At 72.2% G+C, this 23,752-nt stretch carries 20 protein-coding genes and 1 pseudogene; 8 read left to right on the top strand and 13 right to left on the bottom strand.

The window, feature by feature from the left end:
- Positions 1 to 278 precede the first annotated feature (278 nt).
- Together ACIDOF_RS20555 and ACIDOF_RS20550 are read left to right on the top strand one after the other, a co-directional pair.
- Positions 279 to 698 (top strand): ArsR/SmtB family transcription factor, encoded by a 420-nt coding sequence (locus ACIDOF_RS20555; protein ID WP_409007413.1) that lies wholly within the window; start codon positions 279 to 281, stop codon positions 696 to 698.
- Positions 699 to 715: 17 nt separating this feature from the next.
- Entirely contained in the window at positions 716 to 1,051 is a 336-nt protein-coding gene (locus tag ACIDOF_RS20550; protein WP_409007412.1) for a YnfA family protein, read from the top strand.
- 78 nt (positions 1,052 to 1,129) lie between these two features.
- Here ACIDOF_RS20550 and ACIDOF_RS20545 read toward each other — a convergent pair whose 3' ends face one another.
- From ACIDOF_RS20545 to ACIDOF_RS20520, 6 genes are all read right to left on the bottom strand, one after another.
- Positions 1,130 to 3,592 (bottom strand): DUF6333 family protein, encoded by a 2,463-nt coding sequence (locus tag ACIDOF_RS20545; RefSeq protein WP_409007411.1) that lies wholly within the window; start codon positions 3,590 to 3,592, stop codon positions 1,130 to 1,132.
- Positions 3,593 to 3,690: 98 nt separating this feature from the next.
- Positions 3,691 to 5,064: an MFS transporter gene (locus ACIDOF_RS20540; protein WP_409007410.1), complete on the bottom strand. Its 1,374-nt coding sequence runs from the start codon at positions 5,062 to 5,064 to the stop codon at positions 3,691 to 3,693.
- Positions 5,065 to 6,459, bottom strand: a complete 1,395-nt coding sequence (locus ACIDOF_RS20535) for a cytosine permease (protein ID WP_409007409.1) — start codon at positions 6,457 to 6,459, stop codon at positions 5,065 to 5,067.
- Between the two features lie 33 nt (positions 6,460 to 6,492).
- Positions 6,493 to 7,971 (bottom strand): DUF1116 domain-containing protein, encoded by a 1,479-nt coding sequence (locus ACIDOF_RS20530; RefSeq protein ID WP_409007408.1) that lies wholly within the window; start codon positions 7,969 to 7,971, stop codon positions 6,493 to 6,495.
- Complete coding sequence (gene fdrA / locus ACIDOF_RS20525) at positions 7,968 to 9,512, bottom strand: acyl-CoA synthetase FdrA (protein ID WP_409007407.1); 1,545 nt, start codon at positions 9,510 to 9,512, stop codon at positions 7,968 to 7,970. The genes ACIDOF_RS20530 and fdrA overlap by 4 nt, the downstream gene beginning before the upstream one ends.
- The gene (locus ACIDOF_RS20520; protein WP_409007406.1) at positions 9,509 to 10,435 is read right to left on the bottom strand and encodes a DUF2877 domain-containing protein; all 927 of its coding nucleotides are present in this window, start codon (positions 10,433 to 10,435) and stop codon (positions 9,509 to 9,511) included. Before ACIDOF_RS20520 ends, fdrA begins: the two co-directional genes overlap by 4 nt.
- 122 nt (positions 10,436 to 10,557) lie before the next feature.
- On the opposite strand from ACIDOF_RS20520, the gene arcC reads away from it, so the two are divergent.
- Complete coding sequence (gene arcC, locus ACIDOF_RS20515; protein ID WP_409007405.1) at positions 10,558 to 11,487, top strand: carbamate kinase; 930 nt, start codon at positions 10,558 to 10,560, stop codon at positions 11,485 to 11,487.
- A 175-nt stretch (positions 11,488 to 11,662) separates the two neighbouring features.
- Here arcC and ACIDOF_RS20510 read toward each other — a convergent pair whose 3' ends face one another.
- The 3 genes from ACIDOF_RS20510 to ACIDOF_RS20500 all read right to left on the bottom strand — a co-directional run bounded on the left by ACIDOF_RS20510 (position 11,663) and on the right by ACIDOF_RS20500 (position 14,092).
- Positions 11,663 to 12,346, bottom strand: coding sequence for a GntR family transcriptional regulator (locus tag ACIDOF_RS20510; RefSeq protein ID WP_409007404.1), 684 nt, complete (start codon positions 12,344 to 12,346; stop codon positions 11,663 to 11,665).
- Between the two features lie 76 nt (positions 12,347 to 12,422).
- Positions 12,423 to 13,436 (bottom strand): transcriptional regulator CynR, encoded by a 1,014-nt coding sequence (gene cynR, locus ACIDOF_RS20505; RefSeq protein WP_409007403.1) that lies wholly within the window; start codon positions 13,434 to 13,436, stop codon positions 12,423 to 12,425.
- Between the two features lie 176 nt (positions 13,437 to 13,612).
- Positions 13,613 to 14,092 (bottom strand): macro domain-containing protein, encoded by a 480-nt coding sequence (locus tag ACIDOF_RS20500; protein WP_409007402.1) that lies wholly within the window; start codon positions 14,090 to 14,092, stop codon positions 13,613 to 13,615.
- Positions 14,093 to 14,325: 233 nt separating this feature from the next.
- Here ACIDOF_RS20500 and ACIDOF_RS20495 point away from each other — a divergent pair, with 233 nt between their 5' ends.
- From ACIDOF_RS20495 to ACIDOF_RS20480, 4 genes and pseudogenes are all read left to right on the top strand, one after another.
- Positions 14,326 to 14,946 (top strand): carbonic anhydrase, encoded by a 621-nt coding sequence (locus tag ACIDOF_RS20495; RefSeq protein ID WP_409007401.1) that lies wholly within the window; start codon positions 14,326 to 14,328, stop codon positions 14,944 to 14,946.
- Between the two features lie 117 nt (positions 14,947 to 15,063).
- The gene (gene cynS, locus ACIDOF_RS20490; RefSeq protein ID WP_409007400.1) at positions 15,064 to 15,534 is read left to right on the top strand and encodes a cyanase; all 471 of its coding nucleotides are present in this window, start codon (positions 15,064 to 15,066) and stop codon (positions 15,532 to 15,534) included.
- A gap of 113 nt (positions 15,535 to 15,647) precedes the next feature.
- The gene (locus tag ACIDOF_RS20485; RefSeq protein ID WP_409007515.1) at positions 15,648 to 16,658 is read left to right on the top strand and encodes a DMT family transporter; all 1,011 of its coding nucleotides are present in this window, start codon (positions 15,648 to 15,650) and stop codon (positions 16,656 to 16,658) included.
- Between the two features lie 287 nt (positions 16,659 to 16,945).
- Positions 16,946 to 17,602, top strand: a pseudogene (locus ACIDOF_RS20480) (ankyrin repeat domain-containing protein); the annotation flags it as partial.
- Between the two features lie 123 nt (positions 17,603 to 17,725).
- On the opposite strand, the gene katG reads toward ACIDOF_RS20480, so the two are convergent.
- On the bottom strand, positions 17,726 to 19,945 hold the full coding sequence (katG, locus tag ACIDOF_RS20475; protein WP_409007399.1) for a catalase/peroxidase HPI: 2,220 nt from the start codon (positions 19,943 to 19,945) through the stop codon (positions 17,726 to 17,728).
- A 275-nt stretch (positions 19,946 to 20,220) separates the two neighbouring features.
- Between katG and ACIDOF_RS20470 the strand changes: the two genes are divergently transcribed.
- Positions 20,221 to 20,637 carry a Fur family transcriptional regulator gene (locus tag ACIDOF_RS20470; RefSeq protein WP_409007398.1) on the top strand — a complete coding sequence of 139 codons (417 nt, stop codon included), beginning with the start codon at positions 20,221 to 20,223 and terminating at the stop codon, positions 20,635 to 20,637.
- 69 nt (positions 20,638 to 20,706) lie between these two features.
- Here ACIDOF_RS20470 and ACIDOF_RS20465 read toward each other — a convergent pair whose 3' ends face one another.
- From ACIDOF_RS20465 to ACIDOF_RS20455, 3 genes are read right to left on the bottom strand one after another with little or no spacing between them, the layout of a single operon-like run.
- Positions 20,707 to 21,714, bottom strand: coding sequence for an ABC transporter substrate-binding protein (locus ACIDOF_RS20465; RefSeq protein ID WP_409007397.1), 1,008 nt, complete (start codon positions 21,712 to 21,714; stop codon positions 20,707 to 20,709).
- Between the two features lie 8 nt (positions 21,715 to 21,722).
- A complete protein-coding gene (locus ACIDOF_RS20460; RefSeq protein WP_409007396.1) occupies positions 21,723 to 22,532 on the bottom strand; it encodes an ABC transporter ATP-binding protein in 810 nt (269 codons plus the stop codon).
- Between the two features lie 48 nt (positions 22,533 to 22,580).
- Positions 22,581 to 23,654, bottom strand: coding sequence for a FecCD family ABC transporter permease (locus tag ACIDOF_RS20455; protein WP_409007395.1), 1,074 nt, complete (start codon positions 23,652 to 23,654; stop codon positions 22,581 to 22,583).
- Positions 23,655 to 23,752: the final 98 nt, after the last annotated feature.

Genomic DNA, 23,752 nt, shown 5'->3' with positions numbered 1-23,752 from the left:
CAGCACTCTTCGGCCACCCCGCACATCAGCCCCAACTGCAGGTCGGACACCAATGTCCGCCGCGCGGTGCCCCGTTGCCGAAGCGGGCGCCTGCCACCGGTAGGCCGCCGGTCCCCCGAAGTCCGGCGGCCTGGGAGAAGTATGGCCTCGGCGACGGCCGACGCGGAACAGTTTTCTAGAAAATTCTTCCAGTAAACGAAGGGCCCCGCTGACTGATGGCGCGGCCCTGAGCGCACCTCTCCTCGGCCCGCTGATTCGACGTATGCCAAAATAGGGGCATGGCTGATGCAAAGGTGGTTTCCGTGGACGGCGTGGTTCCGTGCTGCCCTCCGCTCACCGAGCGGCCGTTCTCGGCCGAGGAGGCGGAACGGGCGGCGCCGATGTTCAAGGCGCTCGGCGATCCGGTGCGGCTGCGGTTGTTCTCGCTGGTCGCCTCGCATCCGGGCGGGGAGGCGTGTGTCTGCGACATCTCTGATGTCGGTGTCTCGCAGCCGACGGTCTCCCATCATCTGAAGAAGCTGAAGGAGGCCGGGCTGCTGACCTCCGAGCGCCGGGGCACCTGGGTGTACTACCAGGTCGAGCCGTCCGTGCTCGCCGCGATGGGGCACCTCCTCTCCCCTGCCGTGCCTGCTGCCTCTGTCGCATCTGCCGCGCCTGCCGCGTCGCCCGCACCTGCCGCACCTGCCGCTTCCCGCTGACGAAGGATCGTCCCGCCGTGCTCGTCGCCCGTTCCGTCGCCCTGTTCGCCGTCGCCGCCCTGTTCGAGATCGGGGGCGCCTGGCTGGTGTGGCAGGGCATCCGGGAGCACAAGGGCTGGATCTGGATCGGTGCGGGTGTGATCGCCCTCGGCTTGTACGGCGTCGTGGCCACGCTTCAGTCGGACGACAACTTCGGCCGCATCCTCGCCGCGTACGGCGGGGTGTTCGTCGCCGGGTCCATCGCCTGGGGCATGGTCGCCGACGGCTACCGGCCCGACCGGTTCGACGTGATCGGGGCGTTGATCTGCCTGGCCGGGATGGCCGTGATCATGTACGCGCCGCGCGGCCACTGAGCGCGCCGGGTCACCGGTCGCGCCGGGTCACCGGTCGCGCCGGGTCACCGGTCGCGCCGGGTCACCGGTCGCGCCGGGTCACCGGTCGAACCACACCTCCTCCAGGCCGAAGGCCGCGTTGGACGTGCGGCGGACGTGGAAGACCGAGACGTACGTCCCGGCACGCCAGGCCGGCGGGTGGTCGCCGCCGAGGGCGAGCGTGCCGAGCACTCCCCAGTCGCGCATGCTCGGCTCCTCCTCGAAGTCGAAGCCCTCCTCCGCGGCCTTCGCCCGGTCCACGCCCATCGCCCGCAGCAGACGCCCCGGGTCGCCGATGATCTCCCAGTCGTCGTCGCAGTCCCAGCCGCCCGCGATCAGTTCCTCGCCGCCCGGCAGGTACACGGCGTCCTGGAGGTAGCTGTTGCCGTAGTCCATGTCCACGTGGCCGACGATGCGGGCCTCCGGGAAGCGCTCGCGGAGCCGCTCCGCCTCCTCCACCATGGCCTGCTCCAGCAGGTCGCTGCCGAGGGCGGGCTCGACGATGTGCACCACGTTGCCCCAGCAGCCGACGGCTATGCGGTCCAGGTCCTTGCGGACGTCCGGGTCGGGCAGGTCGAACAGCGCGACGGTGGGCAGCTCCTCGATCACCGACTCGACCGTGCCGAGCGCCTCCGCGAACCGCCGTGCCCGTACCGGGTCGTGGGGCGGGGACGGGGCGTCCGCGGGTTCGTCGCCCGGCTCGGGGAACGGCGGGAAGCGCAGGGTCAGCGTGGCGCAGCTGCCCGCCTTGGGCCGGACCTCCTGCTCGGGATCGCGCGGCTCGTCGTCGACGGTCCAGTCCTCGGCGTCCGTGTCCTCGCTGTCGCCGAGACCGCTTCTGCGGTAGGCGTCCAGGACTGTGCTGAGGCGTTCCTCCGGGTCGTCGCGGTCGAGCATGCCGCGCAAGTGGCTGAGGGGCGCGCAGACGTAGCCCTGCTCGTCGTCCGGGTCGGGGAACTCGCCCTCGTCGCCGCCCCGTTCGGCCGCTTCTCGGGCCATCTCGTCCTTGTCCAGGGGGCGTTCGACGACCACCGGTTCGTCGTCCTCGGCCGGGTCGGGGTGCAGGTTCCAGCGGGCGTCCCGCAGGTGGACCTGGGTCTCGCCGAGGTACCAGGCCGCGCCCTGGACGAAGGGGTCGTCCTCGGCGGCGGCGATCTCGTCGTACGTCGTGAAGCGCTCGCGGATCAACTCGCCGAGGCGGTCCAGGCTTTCCGGCGAGAAGTCCCAGGCCTCGGGGCCGCCGCCGGCGACGTCCGTCCAGGCGGGGAAGGCGGCGCGGCGCTCCGCGAGGTAGGAGCGCAGGCGCGGGTTGTCGTGCAAGAGCGATTCCCGGAGCGCCGGGTCGGCGTCCAACTCCCGGAGTTCCTCGGAGAGTTGGGCACGCTCCTCGTCGGTGAGGGGCGGCGGGAGGTGTTCCGGGCCGACGAGGGGCCAGAGGATCTCGGGCCAGGGCTCGCCCGAACCGCCGGAGCCAGCGGAGCCACCGGAGCCACCCGATCCGCCGGGGCCGCCCGGTCCACCTGGTCCGCCTGGTCCGCCGCCGGCCAGGTGCTCCTCGCCCGGGTCGGGGAACTGGTCGACCACCTCCCGCAGGGACGTGCCGCGCAGGACGGCGCGCACCATCTCGGCCGGGTGCTCGGACCAGCCCGCGTACCGCGTGGGCTGGGCTACGTAGACGGAGTCCGTCCAGTACGAGTCCTTCGCGTACCAAGTGCCGGGCGGGGCCTCGGGGTTGGTGCTGCGGAACTGCCAGCTCGCGTTCTTGTTGCGGACGACGCACTCCCCCACGTACCACGCGGCCATCGTCCAGAACGGGCGGTGCGCGACCCTGTCGTACTTCGCGACCGTGCCCAGGCGGTCGCGCAGGAACTGCTCCAGGGCGTCGAGGGAGTCCGGGCCGAAGTCCCAGCGTTCGGGGCCGCCGCCCATCCGGTCCGCCCACCACGTGAGGTAGTCGTGGAAGCGTTCCTTCGGCCACTGCTTCCAGGACCAGCCGAAGGCGTCGAGGTCCTCGGAACGGACCCAGGGCGTGGGTGTACGGGCCGGTTTCCAGCCGGGCTCGGCCGCCTTGCGCGCGACGGTGGCCTTGCGGAGGCGGAGGGCGACCGTCGCGAAAATGTTGTCCGTCTTCTCGTAGACCGCCTGGCCCACCAGGAGGATCGGGACGATGGGCTCCAGGCCGAGCGCGGGGTCCGGCTGGATCGCGGGCATGCCGACGGCGCCGGCCTCCTCGTCCCACACCCAGCGGCCGCCGCCCTCGGCGAGCAGCACTTCGCCGAGATAGCCGGCGAGGCACTCCATGTACAGCCCCCGGGCGTGCGTGCCGTCGTCCGTGCCGTACAGGGTGATCAGGTCGCTCTCTAGGGGTCTGAGGGAGTCGACCGAATAGTCGTGCTGCCAGCCCTCGCCCGTGAACTGGTCCACGAGCAGGTTCATGCGCTCGTGGAGGGTCTCGATCCAGATGTACAAGGCGTGGGCGGGCGAGCCCTCTTGAGCGTCCCTGCCCGCGAGATAGGCGTCCATGGGTTCGAACGTAGGGCATGCCACTGACATCGCCCGGCCGAGCGGGGGCCGCCCCGGATGATCACTCCAAATCGCTCCAACTGGACGGGAGAACTCCGCTAGTTGACCCGCTGACCTGGCCCTCCGGCAGCTCCCTCCCGACCGCTGTAGCGCAGCAGTTGCGGCACACGGGCGGCCAGGGCGAGGAGCAGCAGGACGAGGAGCACGGCGCTGACGAACGTGGTCGTGCCGACGCCCGCGTGCGCGGCGGACGCGCCGAGGCCGAGGGACGCCAACGGCATGACGCCGATGGCCAGTTCCTGGATGCCGAGGGCGCGGCCCTGCACGGCGGGCTCGGTGACCATGAGCAGCAGCGTGGACTGCAGCACACCGAACGTGGCGCTCGTCAGGCCGATGCACGCCATCAGGACGAACGACAGCGCCGTGTGGTGGGACAGCGCGAACAGCGCCCACAGGGCCGCCCAGGTCGCGGTGCCGATGACGAACAGGCCGCCCTTCGCCCGGAAGTCGCCGAGCGCGGCGATGACCAGCGATCCGGCGAGGCCGCCCGCTCCGCTGCAGGTGAGGAGCCAGCCGAGGCCGGCCGCGTCGAGGTGCAGCACCTCGTCGGCGAAGACCGGCATGAAGCCCTGGTAGACCGGCCACAGCAGGATGTTGGCGGCCAGCGTCACGAACAGCACGCCCGCGGCGAGGCGGTTGGTGAGGACGGTGCGTACGCCGGACCTGAGCATGCGGCCCACGGACTCGGGTCGTCGCGTACCGGCGTCCGCGGCGCGCGCGGAGTGGGCGGCCCGTACGGCGTGTGCGGGGCGGGCGTGGCGGCGCAGGGGCCGGAGGGCCAGGAGGGAGACGCCGTACCAGGCGGTCGAGATCCACAGGGCCGTCGGCGCGCCCACGGCGCTGATCAGGGCGCCGCCGATGGCCGGTCCCAGGACCTGCGTCATGTTCATCGCCATCGCGTTGAGGGCGTTGGCGTTGCTGAGGCTCTCGCGGCCCACGAGGTCCAGGACGAGGGCGAAGCGGGCCGGCTGGGACGGGGACTGGGCCAGGCCGACGGCGAGACCGCCGAGGACCAGGGCCCAGTAGGGGACGCGGAAGAAGGACTCCATCGCGGCGACGGCGGCGACGGCGACCAGCGCCCACGTGCAGGCGAAGGTGAGCATCCGCACCCGGTCGAGGCGGTCCGAGAGCACCCCGGCGAACGGGCCGAGGAGCATCGGCGCGAGGCGGGCGGCGGTGAACACGGCGAGCAGCATCTCCGAGTGCGTGGACTGGAAGACGAGCCAGCCGAGGATCAGCGTCTGCGTCCAAGTCCCGCAGAAGAAGAAGAGGTTGGACACCCAGAGGAGGCGGAAGGGCGGGCTGTTGCGCAGGGAGGAGAGGGGGCCGGTGGCCGCTCGCGGGGCGGGCGGAGGTCCCGGTTCCCGCCCCGCGCCGCGCGGTGCACGTTCGCGCTGTTCTTCGGCCGTCATCTACCGCTCGGCCGTCGTCCGGGGGAGCACGCGCTCCAGGAGTACGTACGCGGCGATCGCGACGACGAGTCCGCTGACGGCGTCCGAGAACCGCGGCGCGTACCAGTGGACGAGTCCGCCGACGAGGGCGCCCGCGCCCCAGGCCGCGAACGCGGTGGGGCGTACGGCGCCGGTGGCGCGGGCCTCGGCGCGGCGGCGCAGGAGGACCTGGTCGGCGATGAGGACGCCGCCGAGGGGCGGGACGAAGACGCTGAGGACCACCAGCCAGTCGAGGAAGTGGTTCCACACCCCGGCGAGGGCGGCGGCGGTGCCGATGACGCCGAGGACCAGGGTCATGACGCGCATCTTCGTACGGGTGAGGTGGGACCAGCTGAGGGCCCCGTTGTAGAGGCAGTGGCTGCACACCGAGCCGAGGTTGACGAGGACGAAGACGGCGGCGAGCGCGTCCAGGAACGCGCCGTGGCCGTCGGTCAGGAGGGGCAGGAAGTTGCCGCCGACGGTCTCGGCGGAGGCGATCGCCCCGGCCGCGACGACGATGCCGCCGGTGAGCTGCGCGACCAGGCTGGCCAGCGGGAACGCGGTGGCGGTGGCGAGCACGGCCTGCCTGCCGTCCTTCGACCAGCGGGTGAAGTCGGCGGTCATGGTGCCCGAGTCGGCGAACGTCGCCATGATCAGCGAGACGGCCGCGCCGAACGTCATCGCACCGGCGCCGGCGACTCCTTCGTACGCGAAGACCGCGCCCAGGTCGTGCTCGCGGGCGACGAGGACGACGGCGGTGGCGCCGACGACGACGAAGAGCGGGGCGGCGACCGCGCCGAGCCAGGAGAGGGCGCGGATGCCGAGGTAGGTGACGGCGACGAACGCCGCGCCCGCGACGGCGGCGACGAGCTGTTCGTGCCAGCCGAAGGCCTGGTGGAGGGTGGCGCCGGTGGCGCCGGTGTTGAAGGCGAACCAGCCGACGACGACGGTGGCGAGGAAGCCGGACGCCACGACGTGGCCGACCCGGCCGAAGGTCCTGGTGGCCTGCAGGGCGAAGTTCTCGCCGGTGCTGCCCGCGCGGTGGCTGAGCAGTCCGACGTACGCGAACATCACCAGGTTCGCGACGAGGATGGCGGCCAGCCCACGCCAGAAACCCAGGACGGCGACGACGACCCCGCCCGGTACGGCGTTGGTGAGGATCATCGGGAAGCCGAACCAGACGGCCGACACCGCCGGCAGGGACTTGCGGCGTTCCGGGGGCACGGGGCTGTGCTCGTACTCCGCTTCGAGCTCGGGAGCGGCGGTCGCGGAGGCGGTGCTCGCGGGTGCCGCGTGCTCGGGAGCGGTGTGCTCAGGTGCGGTGTGCTCGGGTGCCGCGTCGTCCGCGGGGGTCCGACAGGGGTGACGGCTGTCCATGGCAGGGGTCTCCGAAGTGGGCCGGCGCGCGGGTCAGTTGAGGGCCGCGGAGAGGGCCAGCGCGGCCTTCTCGAAGGCCTCGGCTGGCGGGTGCGTGATACCGGCGCCGATCATGCCGATGCCCGCCTCCTTGTGGGCGATGGCGGTGTTGATGACCGGCAGGATCCCGGTGGCCAGGACCTTGCGGACGTCGATGCCCGTGGGGATGCCCTGGAAGTCGAGGGCGGGGATGGTGACGTTCGGGTTCTGCGCGGTGGTGATCTCGCCCATCTCGCGGGTGAAGCCGACGGCTTCCTGCACGGTGCCGCCGACGAGCGCGACGATCGCGGGCGCGGTGGACATGGCGAAGCCGCCGAAGCCGTACGTCTCGGTGATGGCGCTGTCGCCGATGTCGAGGCCGGAGTCCTCCGGCTTGTACCCGGCGAACATCGGGCCGACGACGCGCTGCGCCGGGCCGGTGAACCACTGGTCGCCGGGCAGGCCGCTGACGCGGATACCGAACTCGACGCCGTTGCGGGCCATGGTCGTGACGACGGTGGAGCCCTCGATGCCGTGGGCGGCGTCCAGGGCGGCCTTGGCCATGGCCATCCAGGTGGGGCCGGAGAAGTAGTCGGAGGACGCGATGAAGTCGAAGACCTCCTTCTTCTGCTCCGTGGTGAAGCGCGTCTGCAGCAGCGCCGGGGCGAGGGCCTGCTGCAGGAGGACGGTGCCGGCGATGTTGCGGTTGTGGCACTCGTCGCCCATGTGCAGGGCCTGGGACACCAGCAGGCGCAGGTCGATCGGGCCGCCGATCTCCATGGCCTCCTGGAGCATCGGGCCGAGCACGTCCCGCATCCAGATCAGCCGCTCGATCACCGAGGCGTCGTTGGCGCCCATGCGGAGGATCTTCGCCATCTGCTCGGACAGGTTGGTGTACGCGGTGTTCCCGTACGTCTGGTTGTGCACGACGTGCATGTACATCGAGGCGGAGGTGACGCCCGCCATGGAGCCGACGCAGTCGTGCTCGTGGCACGGCGAGAAGGTGATCGCGCCGGACGCGGCGAGCTCGGCGGCCTCGTCGAGGTCGGCGGCGAGGCCCTCGAAGACGAGCGCGCCGGTGACGGCGCCCTTCATCGCGCCGGCCATCCGGTCCCAGGTGATGGGCGGGCCCGCGTGCAGGATCGTGGTGGGCGTCATGCCCGGTACAACGTCGAGGGCGCGGCCGAAACCGGTCAGCATCGGCTGGGAGTCGGTGATCCGCTCGACGGCCAGGGCGTTGGCGGCGTCGATGCGGGCGGCGGCCTCGGGGCTCTCCAGGGCGTCGAGGGCGTCGAGTATCTCCGGTTTGCCGCCGCCCGGGGGCGTCCAGTCGAGGGTGGTGACCTTGGCGCCCTGTGCGGCGAGGTCGTCCTCGAACATGGCGAGGCCGACGTTGACGACGTCCAGGTCGCTCGCGAACAGGGCGTTCACGGGGGCGAGTCGAGGGGTGTCGTTGCCGTTGTCGTGGTCGGGGGTGCGCTGCGCGTTGCTCATGCGTGGGTGGCCTTCCGGGCGATGGCGCGGGCGAACTGGCCCGTCTCGGTGCTGCTGCGGGTGACGGTGACGCCGGCCGCCTCCAGCGTGGCGATCTGCTGGTCGAGGGCGGGGGTGTCGAGGTCGGTGCCGAGGACGTAGCCGACGATCTCCAGGTGGCGGCCCGCGTCGGCGGCGATCCGCCGGGCCTCCCGGATCGCGGGCACGGTGACGCCCGCGGGGTCCTCGTGGGCGCCGAAGCCGAGCACGAAGTCCATGACGATGACGGCGACTTCGGGGTCCTTCGCCTCCTCGACCAGGCGGGCGAGCCGCTGCGAGGGGTCGATCATCGGGTGCGGGCGACCGTCGGTGAAGCCGTCGTCGCCGAAGTCCAGGAAGGTGTGGCCGATGCTGGGGCTGCCGGCGGCGAGGCGGCGCTCGGGGTCCTTCTGGATGTTGCTCCACACGTCGTGCCCGAGGTCGAGCATCGCGTACATCGACTCGTCGCAGAGCGTGCCGCCGCAGAACAGGCCGCGTACGTACTGCTGTTCGGGCTTGAGGAGGGCGGCGACGCGGTCGACGTGGGCGGTGTCGAGGGGTGCGACCTCGGCCTTCGGGTCCACGCCGAGGCGGACGGCCTGGAGGGCGGCGTCCTGGGTTCCGGTGGCGAAGTGCCCGCCCGCGGCGACCACGGCGTCCTCGGAGCCGCCGACGAAGTAGACGACGACGGGTTTGCCCGCGGTGGCGATCTCGGCGAGCACCTTCTGCTCGACGGCCGGTGCCGGGGGCTTGGAGACGAGGACGATGACGCTGGTCGCCGGGTCGGCGGCGAGGGCGCGGATGCCGTCGATCATCATGATGCCGCCGACCTCCTCGCTGAGGTCGCGGCCGCCGGTGCCGATGAGTTGCGAGACGCCCGCGCCGAGCGCGTGCACGCGGACGCTGACCTCCTGCGAGCCGGTGCCGGACGCGGCGACGATGCCGACCGAGCCGGGCCTGACGGCGTTGGCGAAGCAGAGGCCGACGTTGTTGACGATCGCGGTGCCGCAGTCCGGGCCCATCATCAACAGGCCCTTGTCGTGGGCGAGTTGCTTGAGGGCGATTTCCTGCTCGACGGGCACGTTGTCGCTGAACAGCAGCACGTGCAGGCCGTTCTCCAGGGCCTTGCGGGCCTCGCGCCCGGCGTACGCGCCGTTGACGGCGATCACGGCGAGGTTGGCGGCCGGGTTGTGCTGCGCGGCGGCCGCGATGGTGCGGTGCGTGACCTTCGCGTCGTCGTGCGCGGGCGTCTTCCGGGCGAGGAGCTCCTCGACGGCGGCGAGGACCGCGTCGGGGTCGGCGCCCTCGCCGGTCTCCACGACCACCATCAGGTCGCCGTTGCCCGCGGCTTCGAGGGCGGGCGTGAGGAGGCCGAGGTCGGCGAGGACCCCCTTGTTCATCTCGGTGCCCATGGCGACGAAGGCCTGCTCGACGCCGTCGAGGCCGTTGGCCTTCGTCGAGATGGCCATCAGGGACACGGAGTCGAAGTAGGTGTTCTTCTTGACGACTGCTGTGCTGGTCACAGCGAACCTCGCAGTTCTCTCTCCAGGTGGAGCCCGGTCACCAGACCGGACAGGGTGTCGGCGCCCGAGGTGTGGCCGTGGGCCAGCGCGCGCCGGACCGGGCTTCGGATGATGTCGACGGCCTGCGCCTCGCCGTGTCCACGGGTGGCGGCGAGCGCGTGCAGCACGTCGACGAGCGGGGCGCGGACACGCCCGCTCAGGGCCTCGCGCAGCGTGGTGGCGCTCAACAGGGTGGTGCGGCCCGGGTGTTGGGCGAGTACCCGCCCGAGGGCGGCGGCGAAGGGTCCGAGCCCGCTGCCGTCGAGTGCGGACAGCAGGGCGAGGCCGGTGAGGAAGTCGTCGCCGGCGGGTGTGAGGCCGGGGCCGAGGCCGAGGAGGGCGAGCACGGCCTCGCTCTCCGTGCCGCTTCTCGACCGTACGGCGCGGATCAGGCGTCGGCGGCCGTGGTCGAGTGCGGCGCAGACGGCCGTCTCCATCGGCCCGGCGGTGGGCGGCGCGCCGAGCATGCCGCCCAACTCCCCGTGGGTGTACGTCACTTGGTGCAGCGCGCGGGCCGCGGTGGCGAGGTCGGCCGGGGTGAGGCGGTCCAGGCTCGGCACAATGGGATCCCATCCAGCGGCATCCCGTACGCAGACCCGGATGTCGCCGGCCGCGCACGTCAGCCTGACGGAGTCCGGCGCGAACGCGACCGGCGCGCCGGGCCGGACGCCGCTGCCGCCCCAGTGCGGGACGTCCACGACCAGGGTGCGGGGCGCGTCGTCGCGTCCGCGTGCGGCCAGCGTGATGAGCCCGTCGTCCGGCAACTGCAGGTTGAGCACGCCCCGGAACACGCTCTCCACCCGTCCGTGACCGTCGAGTCCGCGCAGCCGCGCGAGCAGCGCGGCGTCACCGGAGTGCGTGCGCAGCACCTCGGACGTGCGCACCGGCACCACCTCCACTCCCCTTCCGGACCGACCCCTCCGGGCGCCGCTCGCCCCTCGGTCGACTCACGAGAAATTGGTATACCATTTCGCGCCCAGAAGCGAACCAGTCGAGGAGGACTTCCATGCGCATCGTCGTGGCCCTGGGTGGCAACGCGCTGGCCAGGCGGGGCGAACCGATGACGGCGGACCATCTGCGGGCCAACGTCAGGGCGTCCTGCGAGGCGCTCGCCGACCTGGCCGGGCAGCACGAGGTGGTCATCACGCACGGCAACGGGCCGCAGGTCGGCCTGCTCGCCCTGCAGAACCTCGCCTACCAGGACGTGGCCGCGTACCCGCTCGACATCCTCGGGGCGGAGACCCAGGGCATGATCGGCTATGTCATCCAGCAGGAGCTGAGCAACGCGCTCGGCGGTGCGCGCGAGGTCGCGGCGGTGCTGACGACGACCGAGGTCGACGAGTCCGACCCGGCGTTCGACCTGCCCACGAAGCTGATCGGCCCGATGTACTCGGCACACGACGCGGCCGACGCGGCGGCCGAGTACCGGTGGACGATCGCCCGGGACGGGGCCGGTTTCCGCCGGGTCGTGCCCTCCCCGCACCCGCTGCGGATCGTGCAGGCGCCGCTGGTGCGCACGCTGCTGGAGAACGGGCGGCTCGTGGTGTGCGTCGGCGGTGGCGGCGTGCCCGTGAAGACGGACGGCAAGGGCCGTCAGACGGGGCTGCAGGCGGTCGTCGACAAGGACCTCGCCAGCGCCGCGCTCGCCGCCGAGCTGGCGGCGGACATGCTGGTGATGCTGACGGACGGCGACTACGTCAGCGAGAACTGGGGCACGCCGGAGCAGCGTGACATCCGCACCGCTTCCCCGGAGGCGATCTCCGAACTCGCCTTCGCCGAGGGCTCGATGCAGCCGAAGGTGGACGCCGCGATCCGCGTCGCCCGGGCCGGCGGCCGCGCCCTCATCGGCCCGCTCGACCGCCTCGACGACCTGCTCGCCCGCCGCGTCGGCACGGAGATCCGGCCGGACGTGCCGGAGGGGATCGTCTTCGTCTGAGGCGTCTCGCGGTCGCGGGCCGGGTCCTCGTCGGGGAGGGGATACGTGCGGGCCGCCACCGGGGCGTTCCGGTGGCGGCCCGTTCTGGCCGTACGGAGCGGGTGGGCGGTCGCCCCGTGCGCATGGGCAACTGCCCTCGCAGCCCGGACAGTTGGTGTCCTGCCGACGCTCCGCCTCAGGCCCGCGGCTCGCCGTCCTTCGCCGCGCGCAGGTGGGCGGCCGCAGCGCTGCGGCCCGTCTCCAGGTGCTTCATGACGAGCTCCTCGACGCGCGGCACGTCACGGGAGGCAATCGCGTCGTACAGCTCCTCGTGCTCCTGCGCCACGGCCAGCAGGTCGTCGTGCCTGCTGAGCAGCCAGCGCATCCGGCTGCGCAGGGTCCGCTCCAGCTCGGTGAGCAGCTCGTTCGCGGCGAGCCACGTCACGGTCTGGTGGAAGTCGGCGGCGGCGCGGCGGGCCCGTACGGCGTCGCCCTCGCGGGCGGCCTCCAGCTCGGCGTCGAGGTCGGCGCGGAGGCGTTCGAGACCGGCGCGGGTGCTGCGCTGGGCGGCGAGCCGGAAGGTGAGGGTTTCCAGCGCGGAGCGCACCTCGTCGAGGTCCGAGATGTCGGTGGGGCTGAACTCCCGGACGACCGCCCAGGTGCGCGGGCGGGGCGTCACCAGGCCCTCGTTCACGAGCACCTTCAGGGCGTCGCGCACGGGCAGCCGGCTCACGCCGAGCTCGGCCGCGATCTCACGCTCGACCAGCTTGCTGCCGGGGCGGCGCACGCCGTCGAGGATGTCGTCCCGGAGCTGACGCGTGACCCGGTCCGACTCGGGCTCGAACCCTTCGCTTCCTGCACTTCCTGCACTACCTGCCATGCGGCACATTCTCTCATCAGCTCGAACCGGAACGGGTTTGGTATACCACGGCTGCCGTGGGCTCGTCGGTCGTCGGTCAGGTCGGCGGTGCGTACCCCCGGTCCCGGACCAGCTCGTGCGCGAGGCCGGTGAAGGCGCGGGCCGCGGCGCTCTGGTACGCGCTGTCCCGGCGCAGCAGCGTCACGCCGCGTGCCGGGAGGGGCGGGTCGAGGGCGATGGGCCTGAGGTGGGGGTGGTCGTCGGTGATGGCGTCGGGCAGGACGGTCGCGAGGGCGGGGGCGCGCTGGACGATCTCCGTGAGGGCCTGCAGGGAGTTGGCCTCCACGGCGATGGGCGGGCTGACGCGGTGCGCGGCGAAGTACGCGTCGACATGCCCCCGGGTCGCGAAGTCGTCGCTGAGCAGGGCGAGTTGCTGCTCGGCGAGCGCGGCCACGGGAAGCGGGCCCGGTACTTCCGCAGGCCCGCTAGGGCGTGGGGCGCCCGACCGCGCAGAGCGTGCGCCCGGCCGCGCAGAGCGTGCGCCCGGCCGCGCAGGAGGTGCGTCCTGCCGCGCCGACGGTGCGCCCTCCCCCGTCGTGACGACGAGGCTCAGCGTCTCCGTGAACAGCGGGTCGGCGCTCACTCCGGGGAGGTGCGGGCCCTCGAAGGCGATGCCGAGGTCGATCTCGTCCGCGGACAGGCTCGCCTCGATCCGGTCCTGTGCCATCTCCCGTACCTCCAGGCTGATTCCGGGGTGCCGGGCGTGCAGCTCCTGCACGAGCGGGCCGATGAGGTACGCCGTGAACGTCGGCGTCATCGCGAGCCGCAGATGCCCTCGGGACAGGTCGGCGACGTCGACGACGGCACGGTCGGCCGCGGCCAGGTCGCGGAGCGCGCGCCGCGCGTAGTGCACGTACGCCTCGCCCGCGTCGGTCAGCCGCACGCTGCGCCCGCTGCGGTCCAGCAGTTGCGCGCCGACGACCCGCTCCAGCTGCTTGATCTGCTGGGACAGCGTGGGCTGGGAGATGCGCAGCTCCTCGGCGGCCCGCGTGAAGTTGCCGTGCTCGGCGACCGCGATGAGATAACGGAGATGACGCAGTTCAGGACCCATGGGCCGAACTATATGAACCCCGCGAGCCCCACCCGCCCCGCACTCGGCTGCGCGACTCGACCACGCGTCATCGGTCACGCACCCTGCGGCTACGCGTCATCGGTCACGCACCCTGCGGCTACGCGTCATCGGTCACGCGCCCTGCGGCTACGCGTCATCGGTCACGCGCCCTCCGGCTACGCGTCGTGGTCGTACACCGTCACCGGCACTCCCCTGCCCACCAGCCGTTCCGCTATCAGCGGTTCGACGCGCGACCACTTGCCGCCCGCGAGCCCGCAGCCGATCCTCGGCATGTGCACCGAGGCGCCGATCTCCAGCGCCTTGTCGGCGACACGCACGAGGGCGGCGTCGATCGCCTCGTACCGCACGGGCACGCCCTTGCTGCCGGTGCGGATGCCGCGCTGGCCGACCATGTTGGCCACCCATACGTACGGCTCGACCCGGACGAACTGGACGGCGCCCAGGCCGAATTCATTGCCTGCCCGCTCGCGATGCCACCGTCTGTAGGCCGCCTCCGGCTCCGGCCAGCGGCGTGACACCGCGAGCACGAAGCCCTTGCCCCAACCGCCCAGGTCGTTGCAGACATGCGCGATCAGCTTGACGCCCTTGCCGTGCGGCGCGGTGGCGTCCCCCCGTACGTATGCGATCCCCGTCATGCGCTCCACCGTAGGACCCACCACTGACAACGGGCCGAGGTGGACCGGGCGGCGGTGGTCACAGACTCCACCTATAGATGTGACCAATAGGAGTAATGGATAGCGAGTCTTGGACACTATGGCCCCAGGTCGTGCACGGTTTATGTGTCGGCCCGTGGGAGCGGATCTCCGCTGAACGGCCACCGACGAGCCACTGGACTCGCCACTGGACGCGCCAACGATGGGAGCGCCTCATGCAGAACCTCTCGGACGGCATCGCGCATTTCCGGCGTGACGTCTTTCCCGCCAAGGAGGCGCTCTTCGCCCGCCTGGCGACGCAGCACCGGCCGCAGACCCTGTTCATCGGCTGCTCGGACGCCCGGGTTCCGCCCGAGCTGATCACGCAGAGCGAGCCGGGCGAGCTGTTCGTCGTCCGGACCGCGGGGAATCTCGTGCCGGCGCACGGCGCGGGTGCGGACGGGGTCGCGGCGAGCATCGAGTACGCGGTGGCCGTGCTCGGCGTGCGGGACATCGTCATCTGCGGCCACTCCGCGTGCGGCGCGATGACCGCACTCGCCGAGGGGCACGACCTCAGCTCGGCGCCCGTCGTCGCCGGCTGGCTGCGGCACGCCGACGCCGCCGCTGCCCGCGTTCCCGCGTCGACGGCGCCGGACGCGTCCCGGGTCGACGCGCTCGTACGCACCAACGTGAGCGCCCAGTTGCAGAACCTGCGCACCCACCCGTCCGTGGCCCGCGCCCTCGCCGAAGGTCAACTGGCCCTGCACGGCTGGGTGTTCGACATCGCGACCGGTTCCGTGCGGACGCTCGACGAGGACGCTCCCGTCCCGGCGGGCTCGGCGTCCGGGGCCGCCTGACCCCCTCCTCAGGCACACACCCGAACTCCCCGGCACAGACCCCGCCCCCGGTACACACCCCGAATTCCGCGGTGCACACCCCGAGTTCCCCATCACCCACCCCGAAAGGAACACCCCATGGTTCACGCCCAGTTCTCCTCCGAAGCCCGTGAGGCCGTCGCCGCCGCCGCTGTCGCCGCGAAGACCAGCAAGGACCTCACGTGGCAGCAGATCGCCGACGCCGCCGAGCTCTCCCCCGCGTTCGTGACTGCCGCCGTCCTCGGCCAGCACGCGCTGCCCGAGGCGTCCGCGCAGGCCGTCGGCGCGCTGCTCGGACTCGACGACGAGGCCGTGCGGCTGCTGCAGACCATCCCGACCCGCGGCTCCATCCCCGGCGACATCCCGACCGACCCGACGATCTACCGCTTCTACGAGATGCTGCAGGTCTACGGCACCACCCTGAAGGCCCTCGTCCACGAGCAGTTCGGCGACGGCATCATCAGCGCGATCAACTTCAAGCTCGACGTGCGGAAGGTCGCCGACCCCGAGGGCGGCGAGCGCGCCGTCATCACCCTCGACGGCAAGTACCTGCCGACGAAGCCCTTCTGATCGCTCCGGTCCGGTTTTGGTAGACCATTCACGTCTACAGTGACGGTCGTCCGCCCCGCGGCGGGCGACCGTCCACCGTCGTACGTCGCCGTCGAGAGGTGCCCGAGTTGGCCGTGCCGTCGCCGCCCTCCCCGCCCCTGTCCCTGAGCCGTGGCCTGCTGTACGCGGGCTTCGCCGCCACCACCTGGGGCACGGCCGGGGCGGCGGCCACGGCACTCCACCAGCACAGCGGGCTGGGCCCGTTGACGGTCTCGTTCTGGCGGTTCCTGGTCGGCGCCCTGCTGCTGTTCGCCGCCCGGCCCCTGCTCCGCGTACGCACCGGGAAGCGCGGGGCGGGTGCGGCCGGGGGCTCCCGTCTGCGGCGGCTCGTACGCCCGCATCTGCAGGCGCTCGGGCTGAGCATGGCGGTATTCCAAACCTTCTACCTGATCGCTGTCGACCTCTCCGGGCTGGCCGTCGGTACGACCGTCGCGCTCGGCACGACCCCCGTACTCACCTCGCTCGGCGCGTGGCTGCTGCTGCGTCAACGGCCGCGCGGCGCCGACCTGTCGGCCGTCGCGCTCGCCGTGGCGGGACTGCTGCTCGTCGTGCTCGGCGGCTCGGGCGCGCACGCCACCGGGCCGTCGCCCCTGGCGGGTTTCGTGTGCGCGCTGTTCTCGGCGGCGGGCCTGGCGTCGGTCAACCTGCTCGGCCAGCGCCGCCGCGGGCGCACGGACGGCGAGCCCCTGGACGCGGCCCTCGCCGGGTTCGGCGTCGGCACCGTGCTGCTGCTGCCCGTACTGTTCACCGCCGATGTGCTGCCGCGCGGCGCCGAGTGGTGGCCGTCGGTGCTGCTGCTCGGGTATCTCGCGGCGGTGCCTTCGGCGTTGGCGTACGCCCTGTTCTTCACGGCCGCCTCCGTCGTGCGGGCCACCACCATGTCCACCCTGATGCTGCTCGAACCGCTCGCCGCGCTCGCCCTCGGCGTCCTGTTCTTCGACGAGCGCCTCACCCTCGCAGCCTCCGCAGGAACGGCCCTGCTCCTCACCGGAATCCTCGTCCTCGCCCGCGCGGAACGGGACGACGACGACGGCAGCGGCCGTCCGGACGAGGTCGGCGACACCGCGCATCGACCGATCGGTTGACCCGCGGGTCGTCCCAACGCCCGGTGATCTCCAGCCGGTTCAGCGACGGCCCCGGACGGAACCGGAACGAGGATCGACGTACGGACCCGCGTACCCCACCCGGCCCCGGCCGTCGAAGGCCGGCCGACTCCATCCGAAAGAGGAACGCCATGGCCTCCGCCCGACGCACCACCCTGCTGTTCACCGCCCTCGCCGGCGCGGCCGTGCTCGCGACCGCGTGCAGCGCGCAGCCCGACACCGACGCACCCGAACGCCCCGCGAAGTCCTCCGCCGCCGAACGATCCGACCGGTCCCCCGAGGCCGAGAAGTCCGAGCCCGCCTCCGGCCAGAAGAAGCCCGGCAAGAAGGACCCCGCCGCCGACCGTGCCCTGCTGGAAGCCGCCCGCTCCGGCGACGCCGACGCCGTACGCGCGGCCGTCGACCGCGGCGCCGACCTGGAGGCGCGCGACGACAGCCGCCGCACCCCGCTGCTGCTCGCGGCCACCGGCGACCATGTCGAGGCCGCCGAGATCCTCGTCGACGCGGGCGCCGACCCGGACGCGCTCGACCAGCAGCACGACACCCCGTGGCTGGTCACCGGCGTCACGGGCAGCGCCGAGATGGCCCGCGTCCTCGCGAACGCCGACCCGGACTACGGCATCCTCAACCGGTACGGCGGCACGTCCCTCATCCCGGCCGGCGAGCACGGCCACGTCGACTATATCCGCGAGGTCACCACCAACCCGGCCATCGACGTCGACATCGACCACGTCAACGACCTCGGCTGGACCGCCCTCCTCGAAGCGGTGATCCTCGGCGACGGCGGCAAGGCCCACCAGCAGTCCGTGAAGCTCCTCCTCGACGGCGGCGCCGACCGCGACATCAAGGACAACACCGGCAAGACGGCCCTCGACCACGCGGAGGAGAAGGGGCAAGACGAGATCGCGCGGCTGTTGCGGGGCTGAGGCCCGTGCACGACGAACGGTGGCCCGTCCGGACGATCGAGTCCGGGCGGGCCACCGCCGTTCACCGGTCAGGCCGCCTCAGTTCCGCCGCGCGGATCCCGAGGCGTCACGCCTCACCTCAAGTCACTTCTTGAGGTCGAACCGGTCCAGTTCCATGACCTTCGTCCACGCGGCGGCGAAGTCCTTGACGAACTTCTCCTTCGCGTCGTCCGAGGCGTACACCTCGGCGACCGCGCGGAGTTCGGAGTTGGAGCCGAAGACCAGGTCGGCGCGGGTGCCGGTCCACTTGACGGCGCCGGAGGCGTCGCGGGCCTCGAACTCGTCCTGGGCCTCGGACGTGGACTTCCAGGTGGTGTCCAGGTCGAGCAGGTTGACGAAGAAGTCGTTCGTCAGCGTGCCCGGCTTGTCCGTGAGGACGCCGTGCTTGGAACCGGCGTGGTTGGCGCCGAGGACGCGCAGGCCGCCGACGAGGACGGTCAGCTCGGGGGCGCTCAGGGTGAGCAGGTTGCCCTTGTCGAGCAGCAGGTACTCGGCGGGGAGGCGGTTGCCCTTGCCGACGTAGTTGCGGAAGCCGTCGGCGGCGGGCTCCAGGGCGGCGAACGACTCGACGTCGGTCTGCTCCTGCGAGGCGTCCACGCGGCCCGGCGTGAAGCCGACCTCGACCTCGACGCCGCCGTCCTTCGCGGCCTGCTCGACGGCGGCCGTGCCCGCGAGCACGATCAGGTCGGCGAGCGAAACCTGCTTGGCGCCCTGGGAGTTGAAGGACTCCTGGATGCCCTCGAGGGTGCGCAGGACCTGGGCGAGGTCGTCCGGGTTGTTGACCTCCCAGCTGCGCTGCGGCTCCAGGCGGATACGGGCGCCGTTGGCGCCGCCGCGCTTGTCGCTGCCGCGGAAGGAGGAGGCGGCGGCCCAGGCGGCCGAGACCAGCTGCGAGACGGTCAGGTCCGAGCCGAGGATCTGCTCCTTGAGGGAGGCGATGTCCGCGGCGTCGATCAGCTCACCCTGGCGGGCGGGCAGCGGGTCCTGCCACAGCAGTTCCTCGGACGGGACCTCCGGGCCGAGGTACCGGACGGCGGGGCCCATGTCACGGTGCGTCAGCTTGTACCAGGCGCGGGCGAAGGCGTCCGCGAACTCCTCCGGGTTCTCGTAGAACCGGCGGGAGATGGGCTCGTAGATCGGGTCGAAGCGCAGCGACAGGTCGGTGGTGAGCATCGTCGGGCGGTGCTTCTTCTCGCTGTCGAAGGCGTCCGGAATGATCTCCGGGGCGTCCTTGGCGACCCACTGGTGGGCGCCGGCGGGGCTCTTCGTGAGCTCGTACTCGTACTCGAAGAGGTTCTTGAAGAAGCCGTTGCCCCACTGGGTGGGCGTGGTGGTCCAGGTGACCTCGAGGCCGGAGGTGATGGCGTCCTTGCCGACGCCGGTGCCGTGCGAGCTCTTCCAGCCGAGGCCCATCTGCTCCATCGGGGCGGCCTCGGGGTCGTCGCCGACGTTGTCCGCCGGGCCGGCGCCGTGGGTCTTGCCGAAGGTGTGGCCACCGGCGATGAGGGCGACGGTCTCCTCGTCGTTCATCGCCATGCGGCGGAAGGTCTCGCGGATGTCGCGGGCCGCGGCGATCGGGTCCGGGTTGCCGTTGGGGCCCTCCGGGTTGACGTAGATGAGGCCCATCTGGACGGCGCCGAGCGGGCTCTCCAGCTCACGGTCGCCCGTGTACCGCTTGTCGCCGAGCCACTCGGTCTCGGGGCCCCAGTACACGTCCTCCTCGGGCTCCCACACGTCCTCGCGGCCGCCGGCGAAGCCGAAGGTCTTGAAGCCCATGGTCTCCAGGGCGACGTTGCCCGTGAGGATCATGAGGTCGGCCCAGGAGATGCTCTTGCCGTACTTCTTCTTGACGGGCCACAGCAGACGGCGGGCCTTGTCGAGGCTGGCGTTGTCCGGCCAGCTGTTGAGCGGGGCGAAGCGCTGCTGGCCGGCGCCGGCGCCGCCGCGGCCGTCGCTGATGCGGTACGTGCCCGCGCTGTGCCAGGCCATGCGGATCATCAGGGGGCCGTAGTTGCCGAAGTCGGCCGGCCACCAGTCCTGGGAGGTGGTGAGCACCTCGGCGATGTCCCGCTTCACGGCCTGCAGGTCGAGGGAGTTGAACGCCTCGGCGTAGTCGAACTCCTCGCCCAGCGGGTTGGCGACCGCCGGGTTCTTGGCGAGGATCTTCAGGTTCAGCCGGTCCGGCCACCACTGGCGGTTGCCGCCGCCCTGGGTCGGGTGGGGAGCGCGCCCGTGCGCGACAGGGCAGCCACCCGCCTCCTCCGCCTTCGGGTCTGTGACGATCGCGTCGTGGTTCTCAGTCATGGAAATCCCTCTGCACTGTGACTATGCGGATCACTGTTCTGGAACGTGGCGGCGGTGGGGTGGGGACGCCGCTCCCGGGCGCAGCCCGTGAACTCCTTCTCGGGCCCAGCCCGTGAACTCTCCCGTCCGCTCCCTTGGCTGTCGCTGGTCCCGATCCTACGATGGACGAAGTCCAAGTCAATACGACAGACAGACCCGTACGAATTCGCGCGCGGGTTTCGGGTAGGCGTTCATGCGGCGTTCGGCCTTCAGACGCACAGATAGGTGGGGTGGGGATGAGTGACCTGCTGGGAAGACTCCGCGGGAGGGGCTGGCGGATGACCGCCCAGCGCCGGGTGGTGGCGGAGGTCCTGGACGGCGAGCACGTCCATCTGACCGCGGACGAGGTGCTCGCCCGGGCCACGGACCGGCTGCCGGAGATCTCCCGGGCGACGGTCTACAACACGCTCGGTGAGCTGGTGTCGCTCGGCGAGGTCATCGAGGTGTCGACGGACGGCCGCGCGAAGCGGTACGACCCGAACGCGCACCGCCCGCACCAGCACCTGGTCTGCTCGGGCTGCGGCGCGATCCGGGACGTGCACCCGGGCGGCGACCCGCTGGCGGACCTGCCGGCGTCGGAGCGGTTCGGATTCACGGTCTCCGAGGCGGAGGTCACGTACCGGGGTCTGTGCCCGGAGTGCACGCGGGCCTGAGCGGACGCGGGACCCGAGGGTCCGTCCGGGCGCCGTCCCGCCCGGCCGCGCGCTCGTACGCGTAGGTGGTCAGCGCTCGTCGGCGACCTTCCGCAGGTACGCGCCGAGGCGTTCCACGGCCGCGGGGTTGCGGGGGCTCTCGACGAGGTCCACGTAGTCGAGGGTGAAGATCCGGTCGTGCTTGACGGCCGACACGTCGCGCAGCGCGGGGTGCGAGCGCAGGAACTCCTTCTTCTGCTCGGCGCTCACGTCGCCGTAGTCGCAGACCACGATGACGTCGGGGTTGCGCTTGACGACGGTCTCCCAGCCGACGGTGGTCCAGGAGTCGGCCACGTCGTGCATCACGTTGACTCCCCCGGCCTTGCTGATGATCTGTTCCGGCGCGGCGAACCGGCCGGTCGTGAACGGCTGGTCCTGGCCGCTGTCGTAGAGGAACACCTTGGGCCGGTCCGCGCCCTCGGGGGCCTTCGCCTGCACGGCGGCGACGCGCTTCTTGAAGTCGGCGATCAGCCGATCCGCGCGCTCCTCGACGCCGAACAGCTTCCCCAGGTTGGCGAGATCCGTGTAGAGCGCCTCCAGCGGAGGCATGATGCCGCGCGCGTCGTCGGCGCGGCCGTTGCGGCAGGACTCGGTCAGGACGTACGAGGGGATGCCGAGCTTGTGCAGCGCGTCCGGCGTGAATCCGGCGTCCTCGCGGAAGCCGTAGTTCCAGCCGGCGAACACGAAGTCGCCGTTCGCGTCGAGCACGTTCTCCTTGGTCAGCTGGCCCTTGGACAGCCACTTCACCTGGTCGTAGCCGTCCTTCCACGGGACGGCGTCCAGGTCGCCCTTGTCGTCGGGCATCGCGTACCCGGCCATGCGGTCCTCCAGGCCGAGCGCGAACATCAGCTCGGTGATCCCCACGTCGTTGGTGACGACCCGCTCGGGGACCTTGTCGTACGTGACCTTCCTGCCGCAGTTGGTCAGGGTCACCGAGGCCGACTCGGCGGACGCGGAGGGCTCCACCTGTGCGCCGCAGCCGGCGGCGGTGAGGGTGGTGGCGAGGCAGAGGGCGGCGACGAGGGTCGGCTTGCGCATGGGGGTCCTCACGGTGCGGTCGGCAGGGGCTTGCGGTCCGGGGGCAGGGGTGTGGGGTCGGGCGGCAGCAGGTCGAAGAGGAGTTGGACGGCGCCGGTCTCCGGGTGCCGTACGGGGTGGGCACGGACGCCGAAGACCTCGGCGAGGAGTTCGGGGGTCAGGACGTCGTGCGGTGGGCCGGAGGCCACGATGCGACCGGCGGCGATGACGTAGAGGACGTCGCAGTGGGCGGCGGCCAGGTTGAGGTCGTGCAGGGCGGCGAGGACGGTGGGGCCGCTGTCGCGGACCAGGGACAGGACGTCCAACTGGTGCGCGATGTCCAGGTGGTTGGTGGGTTCGTCGAGGACGAGGACGCGGGGTTCCTGGGCGAGGGCGCGGGCCAGCAGGACGCGCTGCTTCTCGCCGCCGGACAGGGCGAGGAAGCCGCGGTCGGCGAGGTGGGCGACGCCGGTGCGGGCCAGGGCGCGGTCGCAGATCTCCCGGTCGCCCGCGGCGGTGCGCTCGCGGTGCGGGAGCCGGCCCATGGCCACGACCTCGGCGACGGTGAAGTCGAACTCGGCGTTGGTCTCCTGCGGCAGCGCGGCCAGCACGCGGGCGGCGGCGCGGGGCGCGAGTGCGTGCAGGTCGTCCCCGTCGAGCCGGACGCTGCCCGCGGCGGGTTTCAGGGCGCGGTACGCGCAGCGCAGCAGGGTCGACTTGCCGCTGCCGTTGGGGCCGACGAGGCCGACGAACGCGCCCTGGTCGACGGTCAGCCGGATGTCCTCGACGAGCCGGGCGCCGGCCACCTCGACGGTGACGTCGTCCACTTCAAGCCGCATGTGCGTGTCCCCTCAGCAACGGTTCCTGTGTCATCAGCGGCCGTGTCATCAGCGGCCGCCGAACGCGTAGCCGCCGCGGCGCATCAGCAGCAGGAAGGCGGGGACGCCGACCACGGCGGTGATCACGCCGACGGGCAGTTCGGCGGGGGCGAGCAGGATCCGGGAGAGCACGTCCGCCCACACCAGGAGGACCGCGCCGAGCAGCGGTGCGACGGCGAGGACGCGGCGGTGGTCGGCGCCGACGAGCATCCGTACGACGTGCGGGACCATCAGGCCGACGAAGCCGATCGCGCCGCTGACGGCGACGACCGTGCCGGTGACGGCGGCGGTGACGAAGAACAGCTCGCGGCGCAGCCGTTCGGCCTGGACGCCGAGCGCGGCGGCCGTCTCGTCGCCGACGGACAGGGCGTTCAGGGACTCGGCGCGGGCCCGCAGCCAGGCCCATCCGGCGAGGACGGTGGCGCCGGCGAGCGGGACCTGCGCCCAGGTGGCGCCGCCGAGGCTGCCGAGCAGCCACATCATCACGGACCGGGCGGCCTCGCCGCGGGCGGCGCCGAACACCATGACGGTCGTGATCGCCTCGAAGCCGAAGGCGAGCGCGGTGCCGGTGAGGATGAGGCGCAGCGGGGTGAAGCCGTACGGGGAGCGGGCGACGGCGTAGACGAGGACCATCGCGGCGAGCGCGGACAGGAACGCGGACGCGGACAGCGCCCACACGCCGAGCCCTGCGAACGCGCCGAGCAGGATGACCAGGTTGGCGCCGACGGCCGCGCCGGAGGAGATGCCGAGGACGAACGGGTCGGCGAGGGCGTTGCGCACCATGGCCTGTACGGCCACGCCCACGGCGGCGAGCCCGGCCCCGACGACGGCGCCGAGGACGACGCGGGGCAGCCGGATCTCCCAGACGATGGTGTACGCGGCGGCGTCGCTCGCGGGGAGGGTGCCGCCGGTGAGACCCGCGCGCAGGTGGCGCAGTACGTCGGCGGGGGCGATGCCCGCGTCGCCGAGCGCGACTCCGCAGACGAGGGAGACGAGCAGGAGGGCGGCGAGCCCGAGGACGAGCGGGGTGAGGGGTGTGCGGCTCGGAACGCGCGGGGTCCTCGGAGCGCGCGGGGTGCTCACCGCACGCGGGGTCCTCGGTGCGCGCGGGCTCGGCGCACGCGGGGTGCTCGTGGTGCTGGTTCGGCGCACGTCGGGCGGTCCTTCGCCTGGGGCCGCCT

It is taken from the genome of Streptomyces sp. Da 82-17, assembly GCF_046098215.1.
Lineage (GTDB): Bacteria > Actinomycetota > Actinomycetes > Streptomycetales > Streptomycetaceae > Streptomyces.
This window is presented reverse-complemented; position numbering and strand designations above follow the sequence as displayed.

Excerpts from the sequence above, each read along its gene's own strand:
- ACIDOF_RS20545 (WP_409007411.1), bottom strand. The coding sequence starts at position 3,592 with ATGGACGCCTATCTCGCGGGCAGGGACGCTCAAGAGGGCTCGCCCGCC.
- ACIDOF_RS20535 (WP_409007409.1), bottom strand. The coding sequence starts at position 6,459 with ATGGACAGCCGTCACCCCTGTCGGACCCCCGCGGACGACGCGGCACCC.
- ACIDOF_RS20460 (WP_409007396.1), bottom strand. The coding sequence starts at position 22,532 with ATGCGGCTTGAAGTGGACGACGTCACCGTCGAGGTGGCCGGCGCCCGG.
- ACIDOF_RS20510 (WP_409007404.1), bottom strand. The coding sequence starts at position 12,346 with ATGGCAGGTAGTGCAGGAAGTGCAGGAAGCGAAGGGTTCGAGCCCGAG.
- ACIDOF_RS20500 (WP_409007402.1), bottom strand. The coding sequence starts at position 14,092 with ATGACGGGGATCGCATACGTACGGGGGGACGCCACCGCGCCGCACGGC.
- arcC (WP_409007405.1), top strand. The coding sequence starts at position 10,558 with ATGCGCATCGTCGTGGCCCTGGGTGGCAACGCGCTGGCCAGGCGGGGC.
- ACIDOF_RS20540 (WP_409007410.1), bottom strand. The coding sequence starts at position 5,064 with ATGACGGCCGAAGAACAGCGCGAACGTGCACCGCGCGGCGCGGGGCGG.
- ACIDOF_RS20555 (WP_409007413.1), top strand. The coding sequence starts at position 279 with ATGGCTGATGCAAAGGTGGTTTCCGTGGACGGCGTGGTTCCGTGCTGC.
- cynR (WP_409007403.1), bottom strand. The coding sequence starts at position 13,436 with ATGGGTCCTGAACTGCGTCATCTCCGTTATCTCATCGCGGTCGCCGAG.
- cynS (WP_409007400.1), top strand. The coding sequence starts at position 15,064 with ATGGTTCACGCCCAGTTCTCCTCCGAAGCCCGTGAGGCCGTCGCCGCC.
- ACIDOF_RS20470 (WP_409007398.1), top strand. The coding sequence starts at position 20,221 with ATGAGTGACCTGCTGGGAAGACTCCGCGGGAGGGGCTGGCGGATGACC.
- ACIDOF_RS20465 (WP_409007397.1), bottom strand. The coding sequence starts at position 21,714 with ATGCGCAAGCCGACCCTCGTCGCCGCCCTCTGCCTCGCCACCACCCTC.
- ACIDOF_RS20530 (WP_409007408.1), bottom strand. The coding sequence starts at position 7,971 with ATGAGCAACGCGCAGCGCACCCCCGACCACGACAACGGCAACGACACC.
- katG (WP_409007399.1), bottom strand. The coding sequence starts at position 19,945 with ATGACTGAGAACCACGACGCGATCGTCACAGACCCGAAGGCGGAGGAG.
- ACIDOF_RS20495 (WP_409007401.1), top strand. The coding sequence starts at position 14,326 with ATGCAGAACCTCTCGGACGGCATCGCGCATTTCCGGCGTGACGTCTTT.